At 73.0% G+C, this 22,396-nt stretch carries 21 protein-coding genes; 15 read left to right on the top strand and 6 right to left on the bottom strand.

The annotated features are described in order from the left end of the window. Positions 1-6 precede the first annotated feature (6 nt). Both ABH941_RS34650 and ABH941_RS34645 read right to left on the bottom strand, forming a co-directional pair. The gene (locus ABH941_RS34650) at positions 7-402 is read right to left on the bottom strand and encodes a cell division protein SepF (RefSeq protein ID WP_370133830.1); all 396 of its coding nucleotides are present in this window, start codon (positions 400-402) and stop codon (positions 7-9) included. 417 nt (positions 403-819) lie between these two features. Beyond that, positions 820-2,034, bottom strand: coding sequence for an MFS transporter (locus ABH941_RS34645; protein ID WP_370133827.1), 1,215 nt, complete (start codon positions 2,032-2,034; stop codon positions 820-822). A 202-nt stretch (positions 2,035-2,236) separates the two neighbouring features. Between ABH941_RS34645 and ABH941_RS34640 the strand changes: the two genes are divergently transcribed. The 10 genes from ABH941_RS34640 to ABH941_RS34595 all read left to right on the top strand — a co-directional run bounded on the left by ABH941_RS34640 (position 2,237) and on the right by ABH941_RS34595 (position 11,837). Next, positions 2,237-2,653, top strand: a complete 417-nt coding sequence (locus ABH941_RS34640) for a molybdopterin-binding protein (RefSeq protein ID WP_208329481.1) — start codon at positions 2,237-2,239, stop codon at positions 2,651-2,653. Positions 2,654-2,683: 30 nt separating this feature from the next. Then, positions 2,684-3,535, top strand: coding sequence for a molybdate ABC transporter substrate-binding protein (gene modA, locus ABH941_RS34635; protein ID WP_370133824.1), 852 nt, complete (start codon positions 2,684-2,686; stop codon positions 3,533-3,535). Beyond that, entirely contained in the window at positions 3,532-4,380 is an 849-nt protein-coding gene (locus tag ABH941_RS34630; protein WP_370133821.1) for an ABC transporter permease, read from the top strand. The genes modA and ABH941_RS34630 overlap by 4 nt, the downstream gene beginning before the upstream one ends. Next, complete coding sequence (locus ABH941_RS34625) at positions 4,377-5,531, top strand: ABC transporter ATP-binding protein (protein WP_370133818.1); 1,155 nt, start codon at positions 4,377-4,379, stop codon at positions 5,529-5,531. The genes ABH941_RS34630 and ABH941_RS34625 overlap by 4 nt, the downstream gene beginning before the upstream one ends. Before the next feature lie 82 nt (positions 5,532-5,613). Further along, the gene (locus ABH941_RS34620; RefSeq protein ID WP_370133815.1) at positions 5,614-6,468 is read left to right on the top strand and encodes a class I SAM-dependent methyltransferase; all 855 of its coding nucleotides are present in this window, start codon (positions 5,614-5,616) and stop codon (positions 6,466-6,468) included. A gap of 121 nt (positions 6,469-6,589) precedes the next feature. Further along, positions 6,590-7,492 carry a serine protease gene (locus tag ABH941_RS34615; RefSeq protein WP_370133812.1) on the top strand — a complete coding sequence of 301 codons (903 nt, stop codon included), beginning with the start codon at positions 6,590-6,592 and terminating at the stop codon, positions 7,490-7,492. A gap of 130 nt (positions 7,493-7,622) precedes the next feature. Continuing rightward, the gene (locus ABH941_RS34610) at positions 7,623-8,963 is read left to right on the top strand and encodes an NAD(P)/FAD-dependent oxidoreductase (protein WP_370133810.1); all 1,341 of its coding nucleotides are present in this window, start codon (positions 7,623-7,625) and stop codon (positions 8,961-8,963) included. After that, the gene (locus ABH941_RS34605; protein WP_370133808.1) at positions 8,960-9,712 is read left to right on the top strand and encodes a DUF1365 domain-containing protein; all 753 of its coding nucleotides are present in this window, start codon (positions 8,960-8,962) and stop codon (positions 9,710-9,712) included. The genes ABH941_RS34610 and ABH941_RS34605 overlap by 4 nt, the downstream gene beginning before the upstream one ends. Beyond that, on the top strand, positions 9,709-11,034 hold the full coding sequence (locus ABH941_RS34600; protein WP_370133805.1) for a class I SAM-dependent methyltransferase: 1,326 nt from the start codon (positions 9,709-9,711) through the stop codon (positions 11,032-11,034). The genes ABH941_RS34605 and ABH941_RS34600 overlap by 4 nt, the downstream gene beginning before the upstream one ends. Beyond that, on the top strand, positions 11,031-11,837 hold the full coding sequence (locus ABH941_RS34595; protein WP_370133802.1) for a DUF1295 domain-containing protein: 807 nt from the start codon (positions 11,031-11,033) through the stop codon (positions 11,835-11,837). Before ABH941_RS34600 ends, ABH941_RS34595 begins: the two co-directional genes overlap by 4 nt. On the opposite strand, the gene ABH941_RS34590 is transcribed toward ABH941_RS34595, so the two are convergent. From ABH941_RS34590 to ABH941_RS34580, 3 genes are all read right to left on the bottom strand, one after another. Further along, positions 11,834-12,577: an alpha/beta fold hydrolase gene (locus ABH941_RS34590; protein WP_370133800.1), complete on the bottom strand. Its 744-nt coding sequence runs from the start codon at positions 12,575-12,577 to the stop codon at positions 11,834-11,836. The two genes, ABH941_RS34595 and ABH941_RS34590, sit on opposite strands and share 4 nt — an antisense overlap. 86 nt (positions 12,578-12,663) lie before the next feature. Continuing rightward, entirely contained in the window at positions 12,664-13,149 is a 486-nt protein-coding gene (locus tag ABH941_RS34585) for a heme-degrading domain-containing protein (RefSeq protein ID WP_370133798.1), read from the bottom strand. Then, positions 13,146-14,207, bottom strand: a complete 1,062-nt coding sequence (locus ABH941_RS34580; protein ID WP_370133795.1) for a Gfo/Idh/MocA family oxidoreductase — start codon at positions 14,205-14,207, stop codon at positions 13,146-13,148. Before ABH941_RS34580 ends, ABH941_RS34585 begins: the two co-directional genes overlap by 4 nt. 56 nt (positions 14,208-14,263) lie before the next feature. On the opposite strand from ABH941_RS34580, the gene ABH941_RS34575 reads away from it, so the two are divergent. The 4 genes from ABH941_RS34575 (at position 14,264) to ABH941_RS34560 (ending at position 18,732) form a co-directional block, all read left to right on the top strand. Beyond that, on the top strand, positions 14,264-15,352 hold the full coding sequence (locus tag ABH941_RS34575) for an ROK family transcriptional regulator (protein ID WP_370133793.1): 1,089 nt from the start codon (positions 14,264-14,266) through the stop codon (positions 15,350-15,352). 47 nt (positions 15,353-15,399) lie between these two features. Further along, positions 15,400-16,419, top strand: coding sequence for a Dyp-type peroxidase (locus tag ABH941_RS34570; RefSeq protein ID WP_370133791.1), 1,020 nt, complete (start codon positions 15,400-15,402; stop codon positions 16,417-16,419). A gap of 73 nt (positions 16,420-16,492) precedes the next feature. Then, on the top strand, positions 16,493-17,737 hold the full coding sequence (locus tag ABH941_RS34565) for a phosphodiester glycosidase family protein (protein WP_370133789.1): 1,245 nt from the start codon (positions 16,493-16,495) through the stop codon (positions 17,735-17,737). Positions 17,738-17,754: 17 nt separating this feature from the next. Beyond that, positions 17,755-18,732, top strand: a complete 978-nt coding sequence (locus tag ABH941_RS34560; protein ID WP_370133786.1) for a phosphodiester glycosidase family protein — start codon at positions 17,755-17,757, stop codon at positions 18,730-18,732. Between the two features lie 63 nt (positions 18,733-18,795). Here ABH941_RS34560 and ABH941_RS34555 read toward each other — a convergent pair whose 3' ends face one another. Continuing rightward, positions 18,796-21,075, bottom strand: a complete 2,280-nt coding sequence (locus ABH941_RS34555; protein WP_370133784.1) for a SpoIIE family protein phosphatase — start codon at positions 21,073-21,075, stop codon at positions 18,796-18,798. 273 nt (positions 21,076-21,348) lie between these two features. On the opposite strand from ABH941_RS34555, the gene ABH941_RS34550 reads away from it, so the two are divergent. Next, positions 21,349-22,392: a rod shape-determining protein gene (locus tag ABH941_RS34550; RefSeq protein WP_370133781.1), complete on the top strand. Its 1,044-nt coding sequence runs from the start codon at positions 21,349-21,351 to the stop codon at positions 22,390-22,392. The last annotated feature ends 4 nt before the right edge of the window (positions 22,393-22,396 follow it).

Genomic DNA, 22,396 nt, shown 5'->3' with positions numbered 1-22,396 from the left:
GAGCGGTCAGCTCTGGTTGTAGAAGCCGGAACTGTCGTCGGAGCCGTCGATCACCATGACCTCGACCTCGGGCGGGGCGAGCAGGAACACCCGGCGGGCGATCCGCTCGATGCTGCCACGGGTGCCGAAGACCAGACCGGAGGCGAAGTCCACCAGGCGCTTGGCGTCGCCATCGGTCATCTCGGTGAGGTCCATGATCACCGGTGTGCCGACCCGGACGTGCTCGCCGATGATCCGTGCCGACTCGAAGCCGGTCGGGCGCACCGAGGTGATCTGCGGCGCGTGCGGTGCCGGGACCAGCTCGGGAGAGTCCCAGGGCTCTTCGTAGTCGGGCACCGCCACCGGATAGTTCCCGGAGGGCGCCAGCCACCCGCGGTAGTCGTCACGCAGTGCTGCTCCCATGCCGTACCTCCCCATCCGTCCTGCTGCCCCGTGTTATTTCCGTGCCTGGTGTTTCCGGACAGTCCCACCGTGCTGTCCGAGTATCGCATTGATCACCGACATAGCACCCGTACGGATGCTTCGGCGCGCCGTTTGTATCAACCGTTCTGACGTTCTGTTCGGACGCGCGGTCGAATCTGTTGGTTCCATTCGAACGGATGTACTAAAACCCGTTCACTGAATCTGCTGACTTCCCCAACGGTCCGGTTGTGCCACGTCAGACGCGGGCAGCATTCCCGAATCGCCTACGGCAAAACGCCGTCGAAGCCGCCGTCTTTGTCACTGTCCTGTGCCACTGCCGGACCGCCTCCGAGGATGCCCCGCGCGCCCCCATGCCGCGCCGTGCGCCCCATCATCGCGGTTGCGGTGATTGCGCTGCTACCTGATTTCCGGTATTTCTGATCGGTCCTGACGATTCGTGGAATCCGAGCCGGCGTCAGGGCCTCCCGCGCGCACTGCGGGTGCGAGCACCCCGGCGCCGGCGATCAGGCCCACCGCGAGCACGGTGACCACGCCGAAGGAGACCGGGAGTGAGGTCGCCTGGGCGATGGTGCCCACGGTCGCGGGCGCGACCAGGCCCGAGGTGTAGGTGACCGTGGCCACCCCGGCAATGGCCCGGCTGGGGTTGTCGCCGCTGTGGCCGGCCGCGGCGAAGCACAGCGGGACGACGACCGCGATGCCGATGCCCACCAGGGCGAATCCGGCGATGGCCGGCAGCGGTGACCGGGAGACCACCACCAGTGCCCCGCCGGCCACCGCGACGATCCCGCCGATCCGCACCGTGCGCACCGCCCCGAGCAGCCGCACGGCGGCGTCGCCGGCCAGCCTGCTGGCCGCCATGGTGCAGGCGAAGGCCGTGTAACTGGCTGCCGCGACCCCGGCCGAGGCGCCGGCCGTGCCGTGCAGGTACACCCCGCTCCAGTCGCCGCTGGCGCCCTCGGCGAACACCGCGCAGAAGCCGACCAGGCCGATGGCCAGGGCCGAGCGCGGCGGCAGGGCGAACCTCGGCGGGGCCTCCGCTTCCGGTTCGGGGCGCACGTCGAGCAGCCCCCGGCAGGCCACCATCCCGACGCCGATCAGCACGGCCGCCATCACCGACAGGTGGATCCGGGCGTCCCAGCCCTGCCCGGCCGCGAACGCGCCCACCACCGAGCCCAGCAGACCGCCGACGCTCCACATCCCGTGCAGCCCCGACATGATCGAGCGGCCCAGCCGCTGCTCGACCTCCACGCCCTGGGCATTCATCGCCACATCCGCCGTCCCGGCCGCGGCGCCGAACAGCAACAGGGCCAGCGCCAGCACCGGCAGGTCCGGCGACAGTGCGGGCAGCGCCAGGGTGGCGCAGAACAGGGTGATCAGCAGGCGGACGGCGGAGCGGTGGCCGCGGGCGTGCACCAGCCGTCCGGCCAGCGGCATCGCCAACGAGGAGCCGAGCGCGGGCGCGACCAGGGCCAGCCCCAGCGCGCCGGCGCCGAGGTGGAGATCGTCCTTGATCCACGGAATCCGGGTGGCGAAGCTGCCGGCCACCGCCCCGTGGACGGCGAAGACCGCCGCGACCGAGCGCCTGGCCCTGCGGACGGCCTGCTGATCCATCACAAGAATCCCCCGTGCCACGTGTCAACAGGGCTCAACCTAGCGCCGCCGGGACGGAGACGTCACCCGTCGGTGATCATGTGCTGGAGGCGACCGGCCGACCGGTGCCGCACGGCCGACCCCTATGGGTGCTCGCACATGCGAGGAGGTTCGCGGCTCTGAACTGGCCTGTGCAATGCTACGAGTGACGAGGGGATAGCAGATGCGACAAGATGACCGTCATGTGAACAGCTACCGGATCGGGGAGGCCGCAGCCCTGCTCGGTGTCAGCTCCGACACCATGCGCCGCTGGGTCGACGCCGGCCGGCTCGCCGCCGAGCGCGACGAGCACGGCCACCGCATCGTCCCGGGCGCCCAGCTGGCGGCCTTCGCCAGGGAACTGGCGCGCTCCGAGACCGCGGCGGCGGAAGGGCTCCCCTCGTCCGCCCGCAACCGCTTCCGCGGCATCGTCACCGACGTGGTGCTCGGAGACGTGGCCGCGCAGGTGGAGATCCAGGCAGGTCCCTTCCGGGTGGTCTCGCTCATCAGCCGTGAGTCGGCGGAGGAGCTGCGGCTGGAGCCCGGCGTCCCCGCCGTCGCTGTGATCAAGTCGACCAATGTGGTCGTCGAACGTTCCTGACCGACCTTCACCCCAGGGGGTACACCCGCCATGGCCAACACCCGTATCCGCACCGCCGCTCTCGGCGCCACAGCAGCTGCCGCGCTGTTCGCACTGACGGCCTGTTCCTCCTCCGGCACCACCACGGCCTCCTCCACGGCCTCTTCGGCCTCTGCTGCTTCTTCCTCGGATGCCGGATCGGCGAGCGCCTCGGCGTCTGCCGCGATCACCGGCAAGCTCACCGTCTTCGCCGCCGCCTCGCTCAAGAAGACCTTCACCCAGTTCGGCAAGGAGTTCGAGGCCGCCCACCCGGGCACCACGGTGACCTTCAACTTCGGCGGCAGTGACACCCTCGCCGCGAGCATCGTCTCCGGCGCCCCCGCCGACGTCTTCGCCTCGGCCAGCACCGCCACCATGACGACCGTCACCAAGGCGAACGACAACGCCGCCGCGCCGGTGAACTTCGCCCGCAACAGCCTGGAGATCGCCGTCGTCCCCGGCAACCCCAAGGGGATCACCACGCTGCAGCAGCTCTCCTCGTCCTCCGTCAAGGTCGCCCTGTGCGCCAAGACCGTCCCCTGCGGCGCCGCCGCGGTCAAGGCCCTGGCCGCGGCCAAGGTCACGGTCACGCCGGTCACCTACGAGCAGGACGTCACCAGCGCGCTCACCAAGGTCGAGCTCAAGGAGGTGGACGCCGCGCTGGTCTACCGCACCGACGTCCAGGGCGCCAAGGGCAAGGTCCTCGGCGTCGACTTCGCCGCCGCCCAGCAGGCCGTGACCAGCTACCCGATCGCCCCGCTCGCCCACAGCAGCAACAGCGCAGCGGCTCAGGCCTTCACCGCCTTCGTGCTGTCCGCCCCGGCGCAGCAGGAACTCTCGGCAGCAGGCTTCCAGGCACCGTGACCGGCCCCGATCTGATCAGTTCGGCGCCGTCCCGTCGCAGCCGCCAGTGGCGGCGCCGGCGGGCCGGCGCCGTGCCGGTGGCACTGCTGCTCCCGGCCCTGCTGGGCCTGGCGTTCCTGGTGCTGCCCCTGGTCGGGCTGCTGGTCAGGGCGCCCTGGAGCGGCATGGCCGGCCTGCTCGGAAACGGCACGGTCTGGCCGGCGCTGCGGCTCTCGCTGATCAGCGCCACCGCCGCCACCGCCGTCTCGTTGGTCCTCGGCGTGCCGCTGGCCTGGCTGCTGGCCCGCACCGACTTCCCCGGACGGACGCTGTTGCGCACCCTGGTCACTGTGCCGCTGGTGATGCCGCCGGTGGTCGGCGGCGTCGCCCTGCTGCTGGTCTTCGGCCGCAACGGGCTGGTCGGCCGCTGGCTGGACTCCGCCTTCGGCATCACCCTGCCGTTCACCACGGCCGGGGTGGTGGTGGCCGAGGCGTTCGTCGCCATGCCGTTCCTGGTGCTCAGCGTGGAGGGGGCGCTGCGCGGCGCCGACTCCCGCTACGAGGAGGCCGCCGCGACCCTGGGCGCCTCCCGCTTCACCGCGTTCCGCAGGGTCACCCTGCCGCTGGTCGCCCCCGGCATCGCCGCCGGCAGTGTGCTGGCCTGGGCCAGGGCGCTGGGCGAGTTCGGCGCCACAATCACCTTCGCCGGCAACTTCCCCGGCACCACCCAGACCATGCCGCTGGCCGTCTACCTGGCCCTGCAGGAGGACCCGGCCACGGCGATCGCGCTGAGCCTGGTGCTGCTCGTCGTCTCCGTGCTGGTCCTGGTCGGCCTGCGCGGACGCTGGACCGGAGGGCCCGCATGACCGACAGCCGCCCCACGGCCGCCGACGGCCTGGACGCCCATCTGGTCGTGGAACGCCCGCCCCGGGCGGACGCCGCCACCGGCTTCCGGCTCGACATCACCCTGCGGGCCTGCCCCGGCGAGGTGCTCGCCCTGCTGGGACCGAACGGGTCCGGCAAGACCACCGCCCTGCGCGCGCTGGCCGGCCTCGCCCCCCTCGACGCGGGACGGCTCACCCTGGACGGACAGACCCTGGAGGAGCCGTCGGCCCGGCTGCGGGTCCCGCCCGAGGAGCGACCGGTGGGGGTGGTGTTCCAGGACTACCTGCTGTTCCCGCACCTCAGCGCCCTCGACAACGTCGCCTTCGGGCTGCGCACCCGCGGCACGCGCGGCACCCGCGGCCGGGGCGGCCGGGGCGGCCACTGGCTCGGCGGCAAGGCCGCCGCCCGCGCGGAGGCCGCCGCCTGGCTGGACCGGGTCGGGCTGACCGAGCACGCCGGTGCCCGACCCCGGTCGCTCTCGGGCGGCCAGGCGCAGCGGGTCGCGCTGGCCCGCGCCCTCGCCCCCAGGCCCCGGCTGCTGCTGCTGGACGAGCCGATGGCCGCCCTCGACGCGCGCACCCGGCTCGACGTGCGCACCCAGCTGCGCCGCCACCTCGCCGAGTTCGAGGCCGTCGCCGTCCTGGTCACCCACGATCCGCTGGACGCCATGGTGCTGGCGGACCGGATCACCGTCATCGAGGACGGCCGGGTGGTGCAGGACGGAGCGCCCGCCGAGATTGCGCGCCACCCGCGCAGCGACTACATCGCCCGGCTGGTCGGCCTCAACCTCTTCCGCGGCACCGCCGACGGTCACGACGCGCTGGTCGAGGGGGAGTCCGGGCCGGTGGCCGTGACCACCGCCGACAGTGGCACCGGACCGGTCTTCGTCGCCTTCCCGCCGTCCGCTGTCACGGTGCACCGCACCCGCCCCGACACCAGCGCCCGCAACCTGTGGCGGGCGGTCGTGGCCGGGATGGAGCTGCACGGCGACCAGGTCAGGCTGGATCTCGTCGGCGACCTGCGGATCACCGCCGACCTCACCCAGGGCGCGGTCGCCGAACTGGGCCTGGCCGAGGGGAACGAGGTCTGGGCCGCCGTCAAGGCCACCCAGACGCACGCCTACCAGGGGTGATCCGGGCCCATCCGGTCCACCATGGGAACAGCGCGGATATCCGGGCGCCCGGGCGGACCCGGGGTAGGACAGGAGGCCGTCCATGGCAGCGAGCACGGCCGTCGTGCTGGACGGCGTACCGGAGACCATGCTGTGGACGCTGTACCAGCGGGCCGCCGAGGCCCGGCGCCCGGACACCGTGCTGCCGGATCCCGAGGCGGTGGCCCTGGCCGAGGCCGTGGCGGAGACCGGCGGCTATCCGTTCACCGAGCGCTTCGGCCATCCGCACCCGCTGGTCGCCCAGGCCCTCGCCCTGCGCGCCGCCTGCTTCGACTCCGTGGTCCGCCAGTTCCTCGACGCCTACCCGGAGGGCACCGTGGTCTCTCTTGGGGAGGGGCTGGAGACCGCCTTCTGGCGCTGTGACAACGGCCGGGTCTCCTGGCTGACCGTGGACCTTCCGGAGCCGCTGGCACTGCGTCACTCGCTGCTTCCGCACGGTTCCCGGCAGCACACGCTGGCCTGCGACGTCAGGGATCCGTCCTGGACCAAGGGGATCGACCCGGCGCGGGGCGTCCTGGTGCTGGCCCAGGGGCTGCTGATGTACCTCCGTCCGCCCGAGGTCAGGGATCTGATCGCGAACTGCGCCGAGCAGTTTCCCGGCGGCGGACTGGTCTTCGACGCCGTCCCCCGGACCCCCGGGCGGCCGGCCGATCCCGCGGCACGGCGCGGGCCGCCGGTCGCGCGCGGCTATCGGCTGCCGCCGATGCCCTGGCGGATGAACGCGGCCGAGCGGCCCCGGCTGGCCACCGCGCATCCGGGCATCGTCGAGATCAGAGGCGTCGAACTGCCGCCGGGGCGCGGCCTGTTGTGGGCGGTGGCGGTCCCCCGGGTGGAGCGCCTGCCGGTGCTGCGGAGCCGGCGCCCCACCGTCACCCTGCTGCGCTTCGCCAACCGGTGACCGCTTTGCGGACGGAGCGCGACCGCCCACCCGTACGGGCGATCCGAGGCGCAGGTCGGGGGGCCGCCGGGGCAGGATCGGTGATAGCAGCTCACGGGCCAGCGGAACGAGGTCGGACACCATGCAGGGAACCACGACGGCGGGCGTGCGGCGGCCGGGCGGGCGTGCGGCGGCGGTCCTGGGCGGCGCCCTGGTCCTGTTGGCGTCGGGCTGCTCCAGCTCCAGTTCCAGTTCCACCGTGGGATCCGGTTCGGGGTCGGCGGCCCCGACCGCGGTCGCGGACGTCGTCAGCGGCAGCCCGTCGGCCTGGTCCCAGCAGCGCCTGCAGCAGGCGCTGGCCAAGCACGGCGGCACCTCGCACCCGGCCAAGGCCACCAGCGGCAACGCACGGGTCGGTGCGATCTTCGACCACGACGTCAGCGGCGACCACTTCTGCACGGCCAGCGTCGTCAACAGCTCCGGGAAGAACCTGCTGCTGACCGCGGCCCACTGCGTCCACGGCGGCCAGGGCGGCAGTTACGGCAGCGATCTGGTCTTCGTGCCCGAGTACCGCGACGGCAGCGCCGCGCAGGGGGAGTGGCCGATCACCAGGATCTTCGTGGACCAGAGCTGGATCGACTCCTCCGACCCCGACCTGGACGTCGCCTTCCTGGCCCTGGGCACGGTCGGCGGCAAGCAGATCCAGGACGTGCTGGGCGGCAACACCCTCGGCATCGACAAGGGGTTCAACCGGGTGGTCCACATCACCGGTTACCCCTCCGACGCCAGTGCCCCGATCTCCTGCTTCAACACCACGACCCAGCAGAGCGACACCCAGATGAAGATCGCCTGCACCGGCTTCCCCGGCGGCACCAGCGGCAGCCCTTGGCTCACCTCCTTCGACAAGGCCACCCGCACCGGCACGGTCATCGGCGTCATCGGCGGCTACCAGGAGGGCGGGGACACCGACGACGTCTCCTACAGCCCGTACTTCGGCGGCAAGGTGCAGGCGCTGTACGACCAGGCGGTCTCCCAGGACGGCTGATCCGCGGTCCGCACCATCGATTCCCATCCGGACCAATCCGTACCTCCGACGGCACCGAATCACTCGCGCGGGGGGACGAGTCCGCGGGCGGTGCACACGCCGTCCGCCCGGAGTGCGGGGATGTGCGGGTATGACGGAGAACGTCGGACTGGGCGCGCCGGCAGGGCACCCCACGGAGCACGGAGCCGCAGGCGGTCGCAGGATCGCCGTGGTCGGCAGCGGTGTCGCCGGTCTCACCGCCGCCTACGAGCTGACCCGCGGCGGCGCGCGGGTCACCCTCTACGAGGCCGACACCCGCCTCGGCGGCCACGCCCACACCCAGGACATCCGCGCCGCCGACGGTTCCGACCTGGCCCTGGACACCGCCTTCCTGGTGCACAACGAACGTACCTACCCTCATCTGATCCGCCTCTTCGGCGAACTCGGGATACCCACCCAGGACTCCGAGATGAGCATGTCGGTGCGCTGCCTGAGCTGCGGCCTGGAGTACGCCGGCGCCCGGGGCGCGGGCGGACTGCTGGCCCAGGCCGACTCGCTGGCCCGGCCGCGCTACCTGCGGATGCTCGCTGCCGTCCCGCGCTTCCACCGGCTCGCCCGCCGGCTGCTGGCCTCGTCCGATCCGGCGGCCGACGAGCTGACCCTGCGCCAGTTCCTGCAGCGGGGCGGCTTCTCGCCCTACTTCTCCGCCCACTTCATGACGCCGTTGGTGTCCGCGGTCTGGTCCTGCGCACCCGACCTGGCCCGCGAGTACCCGGCCCGCTACCTGTTCGCCTTCCTGGACAACCACGGCCTGCTCTCCGTCACCGGCTCGCCCACCTGGCGCACCGTCAGCGGCGGTTCCCGCACCTATGTCGAACGCATCGCCGCCAGGCTCTCCGCCGTCCACACCCAGGCGCCGGTGCGCTCCGTCCGGCGCCACAGCGACGGGGTGGTGATCGCCGCCGCGGACCGGCCGCCCGCCGAGTACGACGGCGTGGTCCTGGCCACCCACCCCGACCAGGCGCTGCGGCTGCTGGCCGACCCCAGCGAGGAGGAGCGGGCGGTGCTGGGCGCGTTCGGCTACTCCTACAACCCGACCGTGCTGCACCGCGACCGCTCGCTGCTGCCGCGCGCCCACCGGGCCCGGGCCTCCTGGAACTACCAGATGGCCTCCTGTGTGGACCGCTCCGACCAGGTCCGGGTCACCTACCATCTGAACCGGCTGCTGCGCCTGGACACTCCCGAGGACTACCTGGTCACCCTCAACGAGGACCCGGAGCACCCGATCGCCGAGGAGCACGTGGTCTCCCGCACGGTGTACGAGCATCCCCTCTACACCCGCGAATCGCGTGCCGCACAGCAGCGCCTGCCCGCGCTGAGCACCGGCCGGACCGCCTACGCCGGGGCTTACCACGGCTGGGGCTTCCACGAGGACGGCTGCCGCTCCGGCGTCGAGGCGGCCCGGGCGCTGGCCGGGGTGGTGCGGGTATGAGCAGGTCGGGCGGCCGCTGGGGAGCCGCGCTCTACGACTGCCGGATCACCCATGTCCGCACCGCGCCGCTGCGCCGGGCCTTCCACCACAGCACCTACCTGTGGCTGGTCGACCTGGACCGGCTGCCCCGGCTTCCCGCGCTGCTGCGCCCGCTGGCCGGCTTCGAGGCCCGCGACCACCTCGGTGACCCGCGGGGGACGCTGCGCGGCAACCTCGACGGCTATCTGGCCGCCAACGGCGTGGACCTGAACGGCGGCCAAGTGCTGATGCTGACTCAGGCACGCTGCCTCGGACACGTGTTCAATCCGCTCACGCTCTACTGGTGCCACGACGACCGGGGGACGCCGGTGTGCACCGTCGCCGAGGTCTGCAACACCTACGGCGAGCGCCACTGCTATCTGCTGCGGACCGATGACGAGGGCCGGGCGGACGTCGGGAAGGAGTTCTACGTCTCCCCGTTCTTCGGCGTCGAGGGACGCTACCGGATGGCGGTGCCGCTTCCCGGGGAGCAGTTGAAGCTGTCCATGCACCTGGACCACCCGAACGGGCGGCTCTTCACCGCCACCGTTCGGGGCAGCCGTGAGCCGGCCGGACCCGCCGCACTGCTGCGCGCGGCCCTGCGGCACCCGCTGCCCACCCTCGCCGTCTCCGCACACATCCGTCTCCAGGGCATCCGGCTCTACCTGCGCGGCCTGCCCGTCCAGCCCCGACCCCGCCATCCCCGTCAGCAAGGAGTCTCGGCACCATGACCCAGCCGTCCACGGCCGACCGTCACGGCAGCGCGCCCCGGTGGCACCAGCGTCGGGGCGCGGACCCCGGGCGCTGGCCCGACATCGCCACCGTCCCCGCCTCTCCACTGCGTGCCCGCGTCGCCGAACTGCTGCTGCGCCGGGTCGCCCGGCGGGTGGGCCTGCGCGTCGAACTGCCCGGCAGACAGTCGTTCAACCGGACGGCGCCCTTCAAGACGCCGCCTCAGGGCGCTCCGGTGCTGCGGTTGGAGGCGCCCGACGACTTCTTCCACCGGATCGGCAGCGGCGGCCTGATCGGCTTCGGCGAGTCCTACCAGGCCGGCGACTGGGACTCGCCCGATCTGGTCGCGCTGCTCACCGCGCTCGCAGCCTCCCCGGGGACGCTGGTCCCGCCCCGACTGCAATGGCTGCGGCGCTGGTTCACCCCGCGCCGACCGGCCGAGCAGCTCGGCACCCCGGAGAACGCACGGCGCAACATCCAGGCGCACTACGACCTGTCCAACGAGCTGTTCGCGCTGTTCCTGGACCCCACCATGACGTATTCCTCCGCACTGTTCGCGACCACGGCCGACGGGGCGCCCAGGGCCTCCTGGGAGCTGCTCGTCCCGGCCCAGCACCGGAAGATCGACCGTCTGCTCGACCTGGCCGGGGTCCGCTACGGCACCCGGGTGCTGGAGATCGGCACCGGGTGGGGCGAGCTGGCCCTGCGCGCCGCCGCCCGGGGCGCCGAGGTGGTCACGCTGACCCTCTCCGAGGAGCAGAAGCAGCTGGCCGAACGTCGGATCGCCGCCGCCGGCCTGGCCGACCAGGTCGAGGTGCGGCTGTGCGACTACCGGTCTGTGACCGGACAGTACGACGCCGTGCTCAGCGTGGAGATGGTCGAGGCCGTCGGACCGGACTACTGGCCGGTCTACTTCGCCACCCTGGACCGCGTGCTCGCCCCCGGCGGCCGGATCGTGCTGCAGGCCATCACCATGCCGCACGACCGGATGCTCGCCAGCCTGCGCACCTTCACCTGGATCCAGAAGTACATCTTCCCCGGCGGTCTGTTGCCCTCGGTGGAGGCGGTGCGCACCACCCTGGACCGGCACACCAGCCTCCGGCTGACCGAACGTCATGGCTACGGGATCCACTACGCCGAGACGCTGCGACTGTGGCGCGAGCGCTTCACCGCGCGCGCCGACGAGGTCGCCGCGCTGGGCTTCGACAGCGTGTTCCAGCGGATGTGGACGCTCTACCTCGCCTACTCCGAGGCGGGCTTCCGCAGCGGCTACCTCGACGTCCAGCAACTACTGCTGACCCGGGACGGCGACCCGAGGTGAGTGGCGTCGACGGCGGCGCCCTGCTGGTCTCGCTCGCGGCCTGCCTCGGCGCGGCGCTGGCGGTACTGCTGGCGGCCTTCGCCGTCGGGGTGCGCTCCGGTCTGCACCGGGTCGTGGACGTGGCCTGGGGGTTGGGCTTCTGTGCGGTGGCCGTGACCGGGTACGGCCTGTCGGCCGGGCACGGCGATCCCGGACGGCGACTGCTGGCCTTGCTGCTGGTCCTGGTCTGGGGTTTGCGGCTCGCCGCGCACATCTGGCGGCGCGGCCGGGGCCACCCCGAGGACCCGCGCTACGAACGACTGCTCGCCAGGGCCGCGCCGGGCCGTCGCGACCGCTATGCGCTGCGGATGGTCTACCTGCTGCAGGCGGCCCTGGTCTGGCTGGTCTCGCTGCCGGTCCAGGTCGCCTTGTTCGTCCCGCACCCGCCCGGGCCCCCGGCCTGGGCGGGCACCGCACTGTGGGCGGTCGGCCTCGGCTTCGAGGCCGTCGGCGACCAGCAGCTGACCCGGTTCCGAGCCGACCCCGCCCGGCGCGGCCAGGTCCTGGACACCGGCCTGTGGCGCTACACCCGCCACCCCAACTACTTCGGCGACGCCTGTGTCTGGTGGGGCCTGTTCCTGCTCGCGGCGGACACCCCGATCGGCTGGGCCACCGTGGTCGCCCCGCTGGTCATGACCTATCTGCTGGTGAACGGCAGCGGCAAGCCGATGCTGGAGCGGCAGTTGCTGTCCACCAAGCCCGGATACGCCGCCTACGCCGCCCGAACCAGCGGCTTCGTCCCGCTGCCGCCGAAGGACAGCTAGCTTCCGGCGAGCTCCCGGCGGCGTGGCAGCCGTAGGTCGAGGCCGCCGGGGGCCTCGCCGCGCAGGGCCAGGGCGGCTGACACGTCGTCGGGGAACGGGCGCAGGCCCAGCAGGCCCAGCACCATCCGGGTGCTGACGGCCTGCCAGTCCCTGGCCCGCCGCAGCATGCCGTGTTCGCTGCCGTGCACCTGGTACGCGCAGGCCTCGGCGCCGGCGGCGCGAGCCGCCGCTGCGAAGGCGCGGGAGGCAACGGGATCGGTGACCCGGTCGGAGACATCGTGCAGCACGATCAGGTGCTTGCCCTGGAACTGCCGCCAGGGATCACCCGGCACACACCAGGGAGCGAGCGCCACCACCCCGGTGACCTGCGGCTCGCCCGCCGCGTACAGCGCCGCACGTCCGCCCATCGAATGGCCGACCAGGACCACCGGGACCGGGCCGAGTTCGGCCTTCAGCTGCGCCAGCGCCGCCAGGGCGTCCACCGCGGCATCGGCCCGCTCCCCGTTCCAGCCGCGCAGCCGGTAGACGACCTCGCCGACGGCCACCGGATGCTGCCGCACGGAACGCTCGACCGCTGTGAGGAACGGACGCATCCGCAGCCGGGCGAGATTGTGCTCACGCAGGGCGCCGAGCCCGTTCTCCCGGCCGCCGTGCAGCAGCAGGACTGCCGCCTCCGGCTGCTGCGGCGCCTCGCGCCAGAGCACCGCGCGGTGCTCCGTCGCCTGCCGTATGTCCGCCATCCCCGCTCCCCAGGTCCGCAGCGCCCGCGTCCGATCCGCAACGGCGAGATCACCGCGCAGTACACGGTACGCGGCCCGCCCCGGCGTCAGGAGCCCTGGAGGAAGCGCTCCAGGGCCTCGACGACCAGCAGGTGGTCCGCTGTCTGCGGAAGCCCCGACACGGCCACGGTTCCCACCAGGCCGACATCGACGACACGCAGCGGGAAGGCGCCGCCGTGCGCCGCGAAGCGGTCCGGGTCCAGCCGGGACTTCTCCTCGAAGCTGCTGCCGCTGTCCCGGAACCGCTGCCCGACCAGGTAGGAGCTCTCGCCGTAGCGGCGCACCACCCGGATCTTGCGCTCGATCCAGGCGTCGTTGTCGGCGCTGCTGCCGGGCAGGGCGTAGTGGAACAGCTGCTGCTCGCCGCGGCGGATGTCGACCGCGACCGGATGGCCGCCCTCCCGGCAGAGCTGCACCAGCAGGGAGCCGAGCCGCCAGGCGTCGTCGTTGTCGAAGCGGGTCAGCTGCAGCCGGGCCTCCTGGGCCTCCAGCTCGGCCGTGGTCGGCCCCGCAGCTGCCGTCGCCGCCGTCACAGCGTCACCGTCCGGTGCTCGGTCGCCGAGCGGCGGGCCGCCTCGATGACGGTGAGCGTCGCGACCGCGTCCCTCGGTTCGACCGGCACCGGCGCCCGCCCGCGCAGAGCCTCGGCGATCCCCGCGTAGTACTGCTGGTACGCCCCTGGCCGGGTGGGGTACGGCTCGGTCGCACCACCGGCGCCGAGCCGGCCGTACTCCTCGGCCGGGGTGACGCCCCAGTCGGCGTCGGCGGGGGTGCGGCCCTCGCGCAGCGCCGCCTCCTGGCCGTCCAGACCGTCGACGACATAGGAGCCCTCGCTGCCCAGGACCCGGAACCGGGGGCCCAGGTCAGCGGCGACGGCGCTCATCCACAGGTGCGAACGGACACCGCCGGAGTGCAGCAGGGCGACGAAGACGTCGTCGTCGGCATCCGACCCCGCGCGGCGGCTGTCGACCTCGGCGTAGACCTCCACGGCCGGGCCGAACAGGGTGAGCGCCTGGTCCACCAGATGGCTGCCCAGGTCGTAGAGCAGGCCGCCGCCCTCGGCCGGATCGCCCAACTCCCGCCAGCCGCCCTTGAGCTGCGGTCGCCAGCGCTCGAAGCGGGACTCGAACCGGCCCACCGAGCCCAGCCGGCCCGAACGGACCAGCTCGGAGACGGTCAGGAAGTCGCCGTCCCAGCGGCGGTTCTGGAAGACGCTGAGCGGCAGCCCGCGCTGCTCGGCGAGCGCGGCCAGCGCCTCGCCGTCGGCGGCGGTGACGGCCAGCGGTTTGTCGACGACCACGCCGACACCGGCCTCCAGCGCCGCGGTGGCGGTCGGGACATGGGTCCGGTTGGGGGAGGCCACGACGACCAGGTCGAGATCGAGCGGCCAGAGCTCGTCCACGGTGGCGACGGTCACGGCGCCGGGGTGGTCCTGGCGGACCTGGGTCTTGCGCTCGGGACTGCCGGTGACGACGGCGGTGAGCTCCAGGCCCGGGGTCGCGCTGATCAGAGGTGCGTGGAAGACGGAGCCGGCCAGCCCGTAGCCGACCAGCCCGACGCGAAGGGCGGGGGAGGAAGTAGATTCAGCCATGGCTCCAGTAAAGCAACAGTGTGGACTAAGTGGCAACTCGCCTGCATAATGACGTCATGGCCAATCTCACCGCGCTGCGCGACCACAACACCGCCGCCGTCCTCGGGCGCATCCGCGCCGCGGACGAGATCAGCCGCGTCGAGCTGGCCCTCGCCACCGGCCTCACCGCCCAGGCCATCAGCAAGATCGTCCAGCGGCTGGCCGCCGAAGGACTGATCGCCCCCTCCGGCCGGGTCCCCTCCGCCGGGGGCAAGCCGCGCACCCTGCTGCGGCTGGTCCCGCAGGCGCGCTGGGTCGTCGGCGCCCAACTGGACCGGCACGGGAGCACGCTGGTGCTGGTCGACCTGGCCGGCCGGATCGCCGACGCCACCATCACCCGCTTCGATCCCTCCAAGGCCACCCCCCAGCAGACCCTGGAACTGCTCGCGGCGCAGGTCGAGGCGCTGATCGCGAAACTCCCCCGGGAACTCGTGCTCGGCGTCGGCGTCGCCTGCCCGGGGCCGCTGGACCAGCACACCGGGGTGCTGCACCAGGTCACCGGGCTCCCCGGCTGGGACGGCATACCGCTGCGCGCCGAACTGGCCGCCCGGCTGGGGCTGCCGGTGTTCCTGGACAAGGACACCACCGCCGGCGTCCTCAGCCGTCCCGGCGCGGCCGACCGGGCCTTCGTCTACCTGGGTGACGGGCTCGGCGCCGGGCTGGTCCTCGGCGGCCGGGTCCAGCGCGGGGCCCGCACCAATGCCGGGGAGTTCGGCCACCAGGTGCTCGACCTGCGCGGGCCGCGCTGCGCCTGCGGGAACAACGGCTGCCTGGAGGCCCTGTGCCGGGCCGCCCTGGCGGAGGAGGACCCGGCCAGAGCCGCCGAGCTGCTCGGCGAGGGCGTCGCCAACCTGGTCCGGCTGCTCGACCTGGCCCAGGTGGTGCTCGGCGGTGACGCGGTCCTCGCCGATCCGGAGCTGTTTCGCGGCCGGGTCTCCGGCGTGGTCCGCGAGCGGCTCCCCGACCCCGGCTGGCAGCAGGTCGACATCACCGTCACCGACGCCGGCGAGCACGTGGTCGCGCTGGGCGCGGCCGGGCTGGTGCTGGGCACGCTGTTCGGCGAGAGCGACGCGGACGGCCCGGACGCGGTCGGCCTGGGGGCGTAGCAGCAGGCTCGGTTGCCGGGCGCCGCCACGACCGGCAGGGTGGTCCCATGACTTCCGCGCTCCCACCTGCCACGACCGACGGCTCGGACAACAAGGAACGTGCAGAGCCCCAACCGGTGGTGAGCCCGCTGACGGCAGCGGCGATCATCCTGGTGCTGACCATCGACCCGGGTGGTGAGCCGGCGGTACGCGATCTCCTCGGCGACCTCTCCGGTCTGCAGCGCTCGGTCGGCTTCCGGATCCCCGAGGGCGGCCTCGCCTGTGTGGCCGGCATCGGCTCGGACGCCTGGGACCGGCTGTTCGCCGGCCCCCGCCCCGTGGAACTGCATCCGTTCCGGGACTTCGTGGGGGAGCGGCACCGCACCGTGTCCACCCCTGGCGACCTGGTGCTGCACATCCGTGCGCCCCGGATGGACGCCTGCTTCGAACTCGCCGGCCAGGTGGTGGGCCGGCTGTCCGGCTCCGCCACGGTCGTCGACGAGACCCAGGGCTTCCGCTACTTCGACCAGCGGGACCTGCTCGGCTTCGTCGACGGCACCGAGAACCCCTCGGGCCGCGACGCGGTCCGCGCGGTCCTGGTCGGCCAGGAGGATCCGGCCTTCTCCGGCGGCAGCTACCTGCTGGTGCAGAAGTACCTGCACGACCTGACCGCCTGGAACGCCCTCTCCACCGAGGAGCAGGAGCGGGCGGTCGGGCGCACCAAGGCCGACAACATCGAGCTGGACGACGCGGTGAAGCCCGCCGACTCCCATGTCGCCCTGAACACCGTCACCGACCCGGACGGCACCCAGCGTCAGATCCTGCGCGAGAACATGCCGTTCGGCTCCCTCGGCCGCGGCGAGTACGGCACCTACTTCCTCGGCTACGCCAGGACCCCTGCCGTGACCGAGAAGATGCTGGAGAACATGTTCGTCGGCAGCCCTCCGGGCAACCACGACCGGATCCTGGACTTCTCCACCGCCGTCACCGGCTCGCTCTTCTTCACGCCCTCCGCCGACTTCCTGGACGACCTCCCCGATCTCCCCGGCCTCCCTCGAACCGCCCACTCCGACGAGCGACTTCACTGATGCGCCGTTAGCTTGGGACGGGGGACGCCCGGGCCGGGCCATGTCCGGCCCCCACCGCAGGGAGTAGCACCGCGTGCAGCCGTCGCCGACACCCCAGCCCGGTCAGGACGTCTTCGATCAGAACGCCGTCGATCCGAACGCCGCCGATGAACCGGCCGCGGCTCCCGCGCCCCGGCCGCGCCGTCGCAGGCGGATCCGCAGACTCCTCTCGCACCGCAGCGTCCAGGCGGTCCTGGCGCTGACGGCGGTGTTCCTCGGCTGGCTCGGCTGGTCGCTGGGCGGCGCGCTGACGGCCCCCGGGGACGACAGCGTGGCCGCGAGGGTCGCCGAATGGGGTCGGGACCACAAGCTGGGACCGCTGGTCACCTTCCTGGAGAGCGCCCAGTACAAGGCCCATCCGCCGAAGGTGGGCGGCGCCCCCGACATGGCGCTGCAGCCCGCAGGCGCCGGGGCGGCGGCAGCCGGCGCCGGGACGTCGTCCCTGAAGGCCGTCGTGCCGCCCCGGCTGGTCTCGCCCGCGGGCACCCCGCTCGCGGGGGAGGGCACCTGGGAGGTCCTCGGCAGTGTGCGCGGAACCCCGGCACTGATGGGCGCCTACGTCCGCCCCGACGACCAGCACACCTCCTATGTCGCCGGCGCGGTCTCCATGGACCAGCGGCTGCTCAGGTTCACCCTGCACCCAGGGGAGGCCGACCCGGGACCGGACCACTGGGGCGTGCCGACCTCGGTCCCGGCCGGCGCCCGAACCGGCCTGATGGCCACCTTCAACGGCGGCTTCAAGGTCGGCGAGGCGCGCGGCGGCTTCTACCTCAACGGCATCACCCACGGCACCCTCACCGATGACGCCGCGTCCCTGGTCTACTACAAGGACGGCCGTCTGGACATCGGCTCCTGGGGCATCGAGGAGCAGATGACCCCGCAGGTCGCCGGGGTACGGCAGAACCTGAGGCTGATCGTGGACCACGGCCGCGTCCCCGACGGGGTGGACCAGAACGTGGAGAGCGGCTGGGGCCTGACCATCGCCGGTAAGTACTTCGTCTGGCGCTCGGGCGCCGGGATCACCCGCGACGGCCGTGTCGTGTACGTCTACGGGCCGGCCCTGTCCGTGCGCACCCTGGCGGACCTGCTGCAGCGGGCCGGCTGCGTCCGGGCCATGCAGCTGGACATCAACCCGGCCTGGATGTCGTACATGTACTACAAGCCCGTGCCGGACCCGCAGAACCCCACCCCGGTCAAGCTGCTCGACTCCCAGGAGCGCCCGGCCAACCGCTACTACGAGTCCACCAGCCGCGACTTCACCGCCGTGTACGCGAAATGAGCCGGGGGCGCCGCGCAATGGCGTCCTGGCCGACGGCGGTGGCCGTAGCGGCCCTGTCGACGGCCGCCTGCGGTCAGGGTTCCGACACGCCGCAGCCCTCCGCCTCCGCCGCGGCCGCAGTGCGCCGGGCGATGGTCAGCCCACCCCAGCCACCCGTTCCCGTGGTGCCCCTGCACGCCGCACTCCGCCCGCTGGTCTCCCCGGCCAACCCCGACGAGGGCCGGTTCACGCCGCTGGTCAAGGTCAAGGGCCAGCCGGTCATCCAGAGCACGACCGTGCGCCCGGACGCCGCCGACACGGAGTTCCCGGTCGGCGTGGTCTGGATGAGGCGCGATGCCCTGCGCTTCGACCTGCACCCCGGCGCGCAGGAGCCCGGGGGCTACTGGCGGGTCCCGCCGACCATTCCCGACGACCTGCGCACCGGCCTGGTTGCCACCTGGAACGGCGGATTCAAGGTCTCCAACGGCGACTCGCACGGCGGCTTCCAGCTGAACGGAAGGACCGTGGGCGAACTGCGCACCGGCGCGGCCTCCGAGGTCTTCCACCGGGACGGCTCGCTCACCGTGGGCGTGTGGAACCGCGGCGTCAGCATGGGTCCCGACGTTGTCGGGGTGCGGCAGTGCCTGGTGCCGCTGGTGGCCCACGGCCTGATCACCGACGACGTGTACCAGGGCGGGACCGCGACCTGGGGGCTCACCGACGGTGGGAACACGATGGTCGCCCGCTCCGGGATCGGCGTGGACCGCAACGGCGACCTGGTCTACGTGGGCGGCCGGCTGCTCTCCGTGGAGTCCCTCGCCACCCTGCTCCAGCGGGCGGGAACGGTCACCGCGATGATGCTGGACATCAACCTCAGCTGGCCCTCCTTCATGTCCTACGACGCCTCCTGGAAGCCGCATGACCCGGTACCGCGCAACCTGGTCAACTTCGTCCGCGGCCCGTACCGCTACTACGACGTCTCCAGCCGCGACTTCGTCGCCGTCTACGCCCGCTGACGGCCCGTCGGAACGCTGCGTCGGTCATGCCGACCGGCCGTGCTCAGCCGTCCGCCCCCGGGCTCAGGCCTCGTCCAGCTCGAACCAGAGGGACTTGCCCTCGCCGCGCGGCTCCATCCCCCAGCGGTCGGAGAGCAGTTCCAGCAGGATCAGACCCCGGCCGGACGAGGCCATCTCACCCGGTGACCGCCGGTGCGCCAGGTCGTCGCTGCCGTCGGCCACCTCCAGCCGCAGCCGGCGGGAGCCGGCCTGACCGGACATGGTCGCCACCAGCGCGGCCGCCTGGTCCGTGTGCACCAGCACATTGGTCAACAGCTCGGTCGCCAGCAGCACTGTCGCGTCGACCTGGTCGGGCACGGCCCAGTCGTGCATGATCGCACGCAGCTCCTCGCGGGCCCCGGCGATCCGTTCGGCCTGGTCCTGGCCCACCGTCAGCACCAGCCGCCGGTCCGGCACGGCCTGGCTCTGACCGACCGCGTCGCGGCGCAGCAGCAGCAGGGCGATGTCGTCCTCGCGGCGGTCCGCCAGGTGCCCCGGGCCGCTGTGCGAGGCGGGGCCGTGCACGGCGTCGATCAGCCGGTCCGCCATTCCCTCCAGATCGTCGGTGGGCCCCGGCGTCAGGGCGTCCCGCACCCGGATCCAGCCGCTGAACATGTCGTGGCCGCCGGTCTCGATCAGCCCGTCGGTGCACAGCAGCATGATCTCGCCGGGCTGCAGCTCCAGCGTGGTGACCGGGTAGTCCTCGCCCTCGGGCATCAGGCCCAGCGGCAGCCCGCCGTCGATGTGCCGGATCAGGCAGGTGCCGTCGGGCATCCGCAGCACCGGGTGGGGATGGCCGGCCCGGGCCATGGAGAGGGTGCCGTTGGCCGGGTCGGCCTCGATGTAGATGCAGGTGGCGAAGCGGTCGTCGTCCAGCGCGGCCAGGAAGCGGGAGGTGCGGGCGAGCACCGCGTCCGGGCGGTGCCCCTCGGTCGCGTAGGCGTGGACGGCGGTGCGCAGCTGCGCCATCAGTCCGGCCGCGTGCACGTCGTGGCCCTGGACGTCGCCGATGACCAGGGCCAGCCGGCCGTCGGGCAGGTTGATGATGTCGTACCAGTCGCCGCCGACCATCAGCCCGCCGCCGGTGGGCACGTAGCGGGTGGCCACGCTGATGCCCTCGGCGGCCGGCGCGCCGGTGCCCATGCTGCGCCGCAGGCCCCGTGACAGCGCCCGCTCGGCCTCGTTGGTGTGGGCCCGTTCCAGGGCGTGGGCCAGCATTCGGGCCACCGTGGACAGCACCGCGCGCTCGTCGGGGGTGAAGCGCACCGGGGTGCGGAAGGCCGCCATCCAGGCCCCGGTGGTACGTCCGGTGGCGACCAGCGGCAGAAAGGCCCAGGACCGGCGGCCGAAGCCGGCGGCCAGCGGCCAGGTCGCGGGGAAGCGGGCGCTGTACTCCTCGGGGGAGGACAGGTAGAGCGCGCGCCCGGTGCGGACCACCACGGCGGCCGGGTAGTCGGTGTCGACCGGCATGGTGAAGGCCGCTTCGTCGCCGCGCTCGTAGCCGTGCTGGCCCACCACGGTCAGGGTGCTGCCGTCCACGCCGAAGACCGCGAGTCCGTCCGGGGAGAAGCCGGGCATGGACAGCGAGGCCACCACCCGCAGCACCTCGGCGGTGGTGCCGGCCTCCGCCAGCGCCCGTCCGGCGTCCAGAAGGAACGCCTCGCGGGAGCGGCGCAGATTGGCGGGGCCCGGGGTCGTCTGCTGCTGCGCACCGTTGGCGGCGCCGCGCGGGCGGCTGCGGCTGATGGTGCGCGGCGACACCGGGGCGCGGTTCATCGCGTCGATCTGGCGCAGCTCGGCGTCCAGCTCCGGGTCCGTGTCCGGGTCTGCGTCCAGTTCTGTGTCCAGTTCGGGGTCCAGTTCCGGGTCCCGGCTCGGGTCCCCGCGCGGCACGGTCGCCGAGAGGCCGCCCTCGCAGATGTCGGCGAGCTGCCCTTCGAGCGCGGTGCCCTGGATCGGCCACGGCCGGCCCGGCCCGGCGGGCACGAGCTGCAGGTGCAGCACCCGGCGCAGGGTGCCCCGGGCGGTGAGCACCCGGACCCGGACGTCGAAGGGCCGCTGCTCGGCGATGGCCAGCTCCGCGGTGGAGCGCAGCCGGATGTAGTCCTCGGCGTGCAGCAGCGAGCGCAGCCGCCGCTCGCCCAGCCGTTCCGTCGCGGTGTCCACCCCGAGCAGGCGCGCCGCGATGGGATCCACCTCCAGCACGGCTGCCGGCCGGTTCCAGCGCCATACCCCGATCCCCGCGCTGCCCAGCACGGTGTCGCCGTGCAGCGGCGGGACGTCGCCGCCCTGCTCGTCAGCCATCGGGCCGTCCCTTCCGGGTCCGGGCGGACAGGACCGGTTGAACCAGGTGAAAGCAGCAAAGGGTGCCAATTACTGACAAAGCATACTCAGCCTCAATCGGCGGGGACCGGTCCGCGGAGACTCGCCACCAGGGGGTTTCGTGCGGGTACAGGGGGTCGCTCCCCGGAGAACTGGAGCGCGTAGGGCTCTCCGTTCCCCCGTCCGGACCGGCCGCGTGGCGGTCCCGCTGCTCCGGGGGTGTGATCGTTCCAGGTCCCAACCAGGGAGGAACGCTTGTCCACGCTTCGATCCGGTACTGCCATTGATCTCGGTGCTTCGACCCTCCGCGTCCGCAGAGGCGCCGGATCCCCGGTGGCGTCGATGCCGGCCAGGGTCGTGCTCGAGGACCAGGACACCATCTTCGCCATGGGCGAGGACGCGGTCGCCATGGAGGGCCGCACCTGGGGCGCCCTCAAGCTGTGCCGCCCCACCAGCGGCGGAACCGTGGCCGACCAGCGGGTCACCCAGATCATGGTGCGCACCCTGATGCGCGAGTCCGGGCGGGCCAGGCTCACCTACGGCGGCCGGGTGGGGGTCTGCGTCTCACCGGCGGTGACCGACCTCGGCGCCGCCGCGCTGCGCCAGCTCTGCCGGGACGTCGGCTTCTCCGACGTCCGCCTGGTGCCGCAGGCACTGGCGGCGGCGGTCGGCGCGGGCATCGCTGTGAACACCCCCTACGCCAGCGTCCTGGTCGACCTGGGGGCCGAGCACACCAGCGCGGCGCTGGTGGTCTACGGACGGGTGATCGCCTCCCGTTCCACCCGGATGGGCGGTGACGCGCTGGACGCGCTGCTGCTGCGCCATCTGCGCGAGGAGCACCAGGTGGTGATCGGGGCCGCCGCGGCGCAGACGGTGAAGACCACCCTGCGCGGCGCCCGGGAGACCGTCTCGGTCCGCGGCCAGGACGCGGTGACCGCCCGGCCGCGCGGGCTGATGCTGCCGCTCGGCGAGCTGCACGAGGTGCTGCTGCCACGGGCCGTGGCGGCGGTCTGCGACCAGGTCACCGCGGTCCTGGCGGGCTGCCCGGTCGAGATGGCCGCCGACGTCTACGAGCGCGGCATCGTGCTCACCGGCGGCGGCGCCCGGCTGCACGGCCTGGTGGAGGCGGTACGGGCCGAGTCCGACCTGCCGGTCCACGTCGTGGAGGACTGCGAGCTGATCGCCGTCAAGGGGACCCAGATGCTGATGGACGCGGGCTGGGCGGGAGTGGACCGCTCCGCGCTGCGGGCCGCGGCGCTCGCCGCCGGCGAACTGGAACCGGAACCGGTCGCCTCCTGAGGGG

The organism is Streptacidiphilus sp. EB103A (genome assembly GCF_041261405.1).
Taxonomy (GTDB): Bacteria; Actinomycetota; Actinomycetes; order Streptomycetales; family Streptomycetaceae; genus Streptacidiphilus.
The sequence above is the reverse complement of the archived record's forward strand: the minus strand, read 5'-3'. Positions and strand labels throughout refer to the sequence as shown.

Excerpts from the sequence above, each read along its gene's own strand:
- ABH941_RS34615 (WP_370133812.1), top strand. The coding sequence starts at position 6,590 with ATGCAGGGAACCACGACGGCGGGCGTGCGGCGGCCGGGCGGGCGTGCG.
- ABH941_RS34580 (WP_370133795.1), bottom strand. The coding sequence starts at position 14,207 with ATGGCTGAATCTACTTCCTCCCCCGCCCTTCGCGTCGGGCTGGTCGGC.
- ABH941_RS34640 (WP_208329481.1), top strand. The coding sequence starts at position 2,237 with ATGCGACAAGATGACCGTCATGTGAACAGCTACCGGATCGGGGAGGCC.
- modA (WP_370133824.1), top strand. The coding sequence starts at position 2,684 with ATGGCCAACACCCGTATCCGCACCGCCGCTCTCGGCGCCACAGCAGCT.
- ABH941_RS34555 (WP_370133784.1), bottom strand. The coding sequence starts at position 21,075 with ATGGCTGACGAGCAGGGCGGCGACGTCCCGCCGCTGCACGGCGACACC.
- ABH941_RS34650 (WP_370133830.1), bottom strand. The coding sequence starts at position 402 with ATGGGAGCAGCACTGCGTGACGACTACCGCGGGTGGCTGGCGCCCTCC.
- ABH941_RS34605 (WP_370133808.1), top strand. The coding sequence starts at position 8,960 with ATGAGCAGGTCGGGCGGCCGCTGGGGAGCCGCGCTCTACGACTGCCGG.
- ABH941_RS34570 (WP_370133791.1), top strand. The coding sequence starts at position 15,400 with ATGACTTCCGCGCTCCCACCTGCCACGACCGACGGCTCGGACAACAAG.
- ABH941_RS34610 (WP_370133810.1), top strand. The coding sequence starts at position 7,623 with ATGACGGAGAACGTCGGACTGGGCGCGCCGGCAGGGCACCCCACGGAG.
- ABH941_RS34625 (WP_370133818.1), top strand. The coding sequence starts at position 4,377 with ATGACCGACAGCCGCCCCACGGCCGCCGACGGCCTGGACGCCCATCTG.
- ABH941_RS34560 (WP_370133786.1), top strand. The coding sequence starts at position 17,755 with ATGGCGTCCTGGCCGACGGCGGTGGCCGTAGCGGCCCTGTCGACGGCC.
- ABH941_RS34590 (WP_370133800.1), bottom strand. The coding sequence starts at position 12,577 with ATGGCGGACATACGGCAGGCGACGGAGCACCGCGCGGTGCTCTGGCGC.
- ABH941_RS34600 (WP_370133805.1), top strand. The coding sequence starts at position 9,709 with ATGACCCAGCCGTCCACGGCCGACCGTCACGGCAGCGCGCCCCGGTGG.
- ABH941_RS34575 (WP_370133793.1), top strand. The coding sequence starts at position 14,264 with ATGGCCAATCTCACCGCGCTGCGCGACCACAACACCGCCGCCGTCCTC.
- ABH941_RS34620 (WP_370133815.1), top strand. The coding sequence starts at position 5,614 with ATGGCAGCGAGCACGGCCGTCGTGCTGGACGGCGTACCGGAGACCATG.
- ABH941_RS34645 (WP_370133827.1), bottom strand. The coding sequence starts at position 2,034 with ATGGATCAGCAGGCCGTCCGCAGGGCCAGGCGCTCGGTCGCGGCGGTC.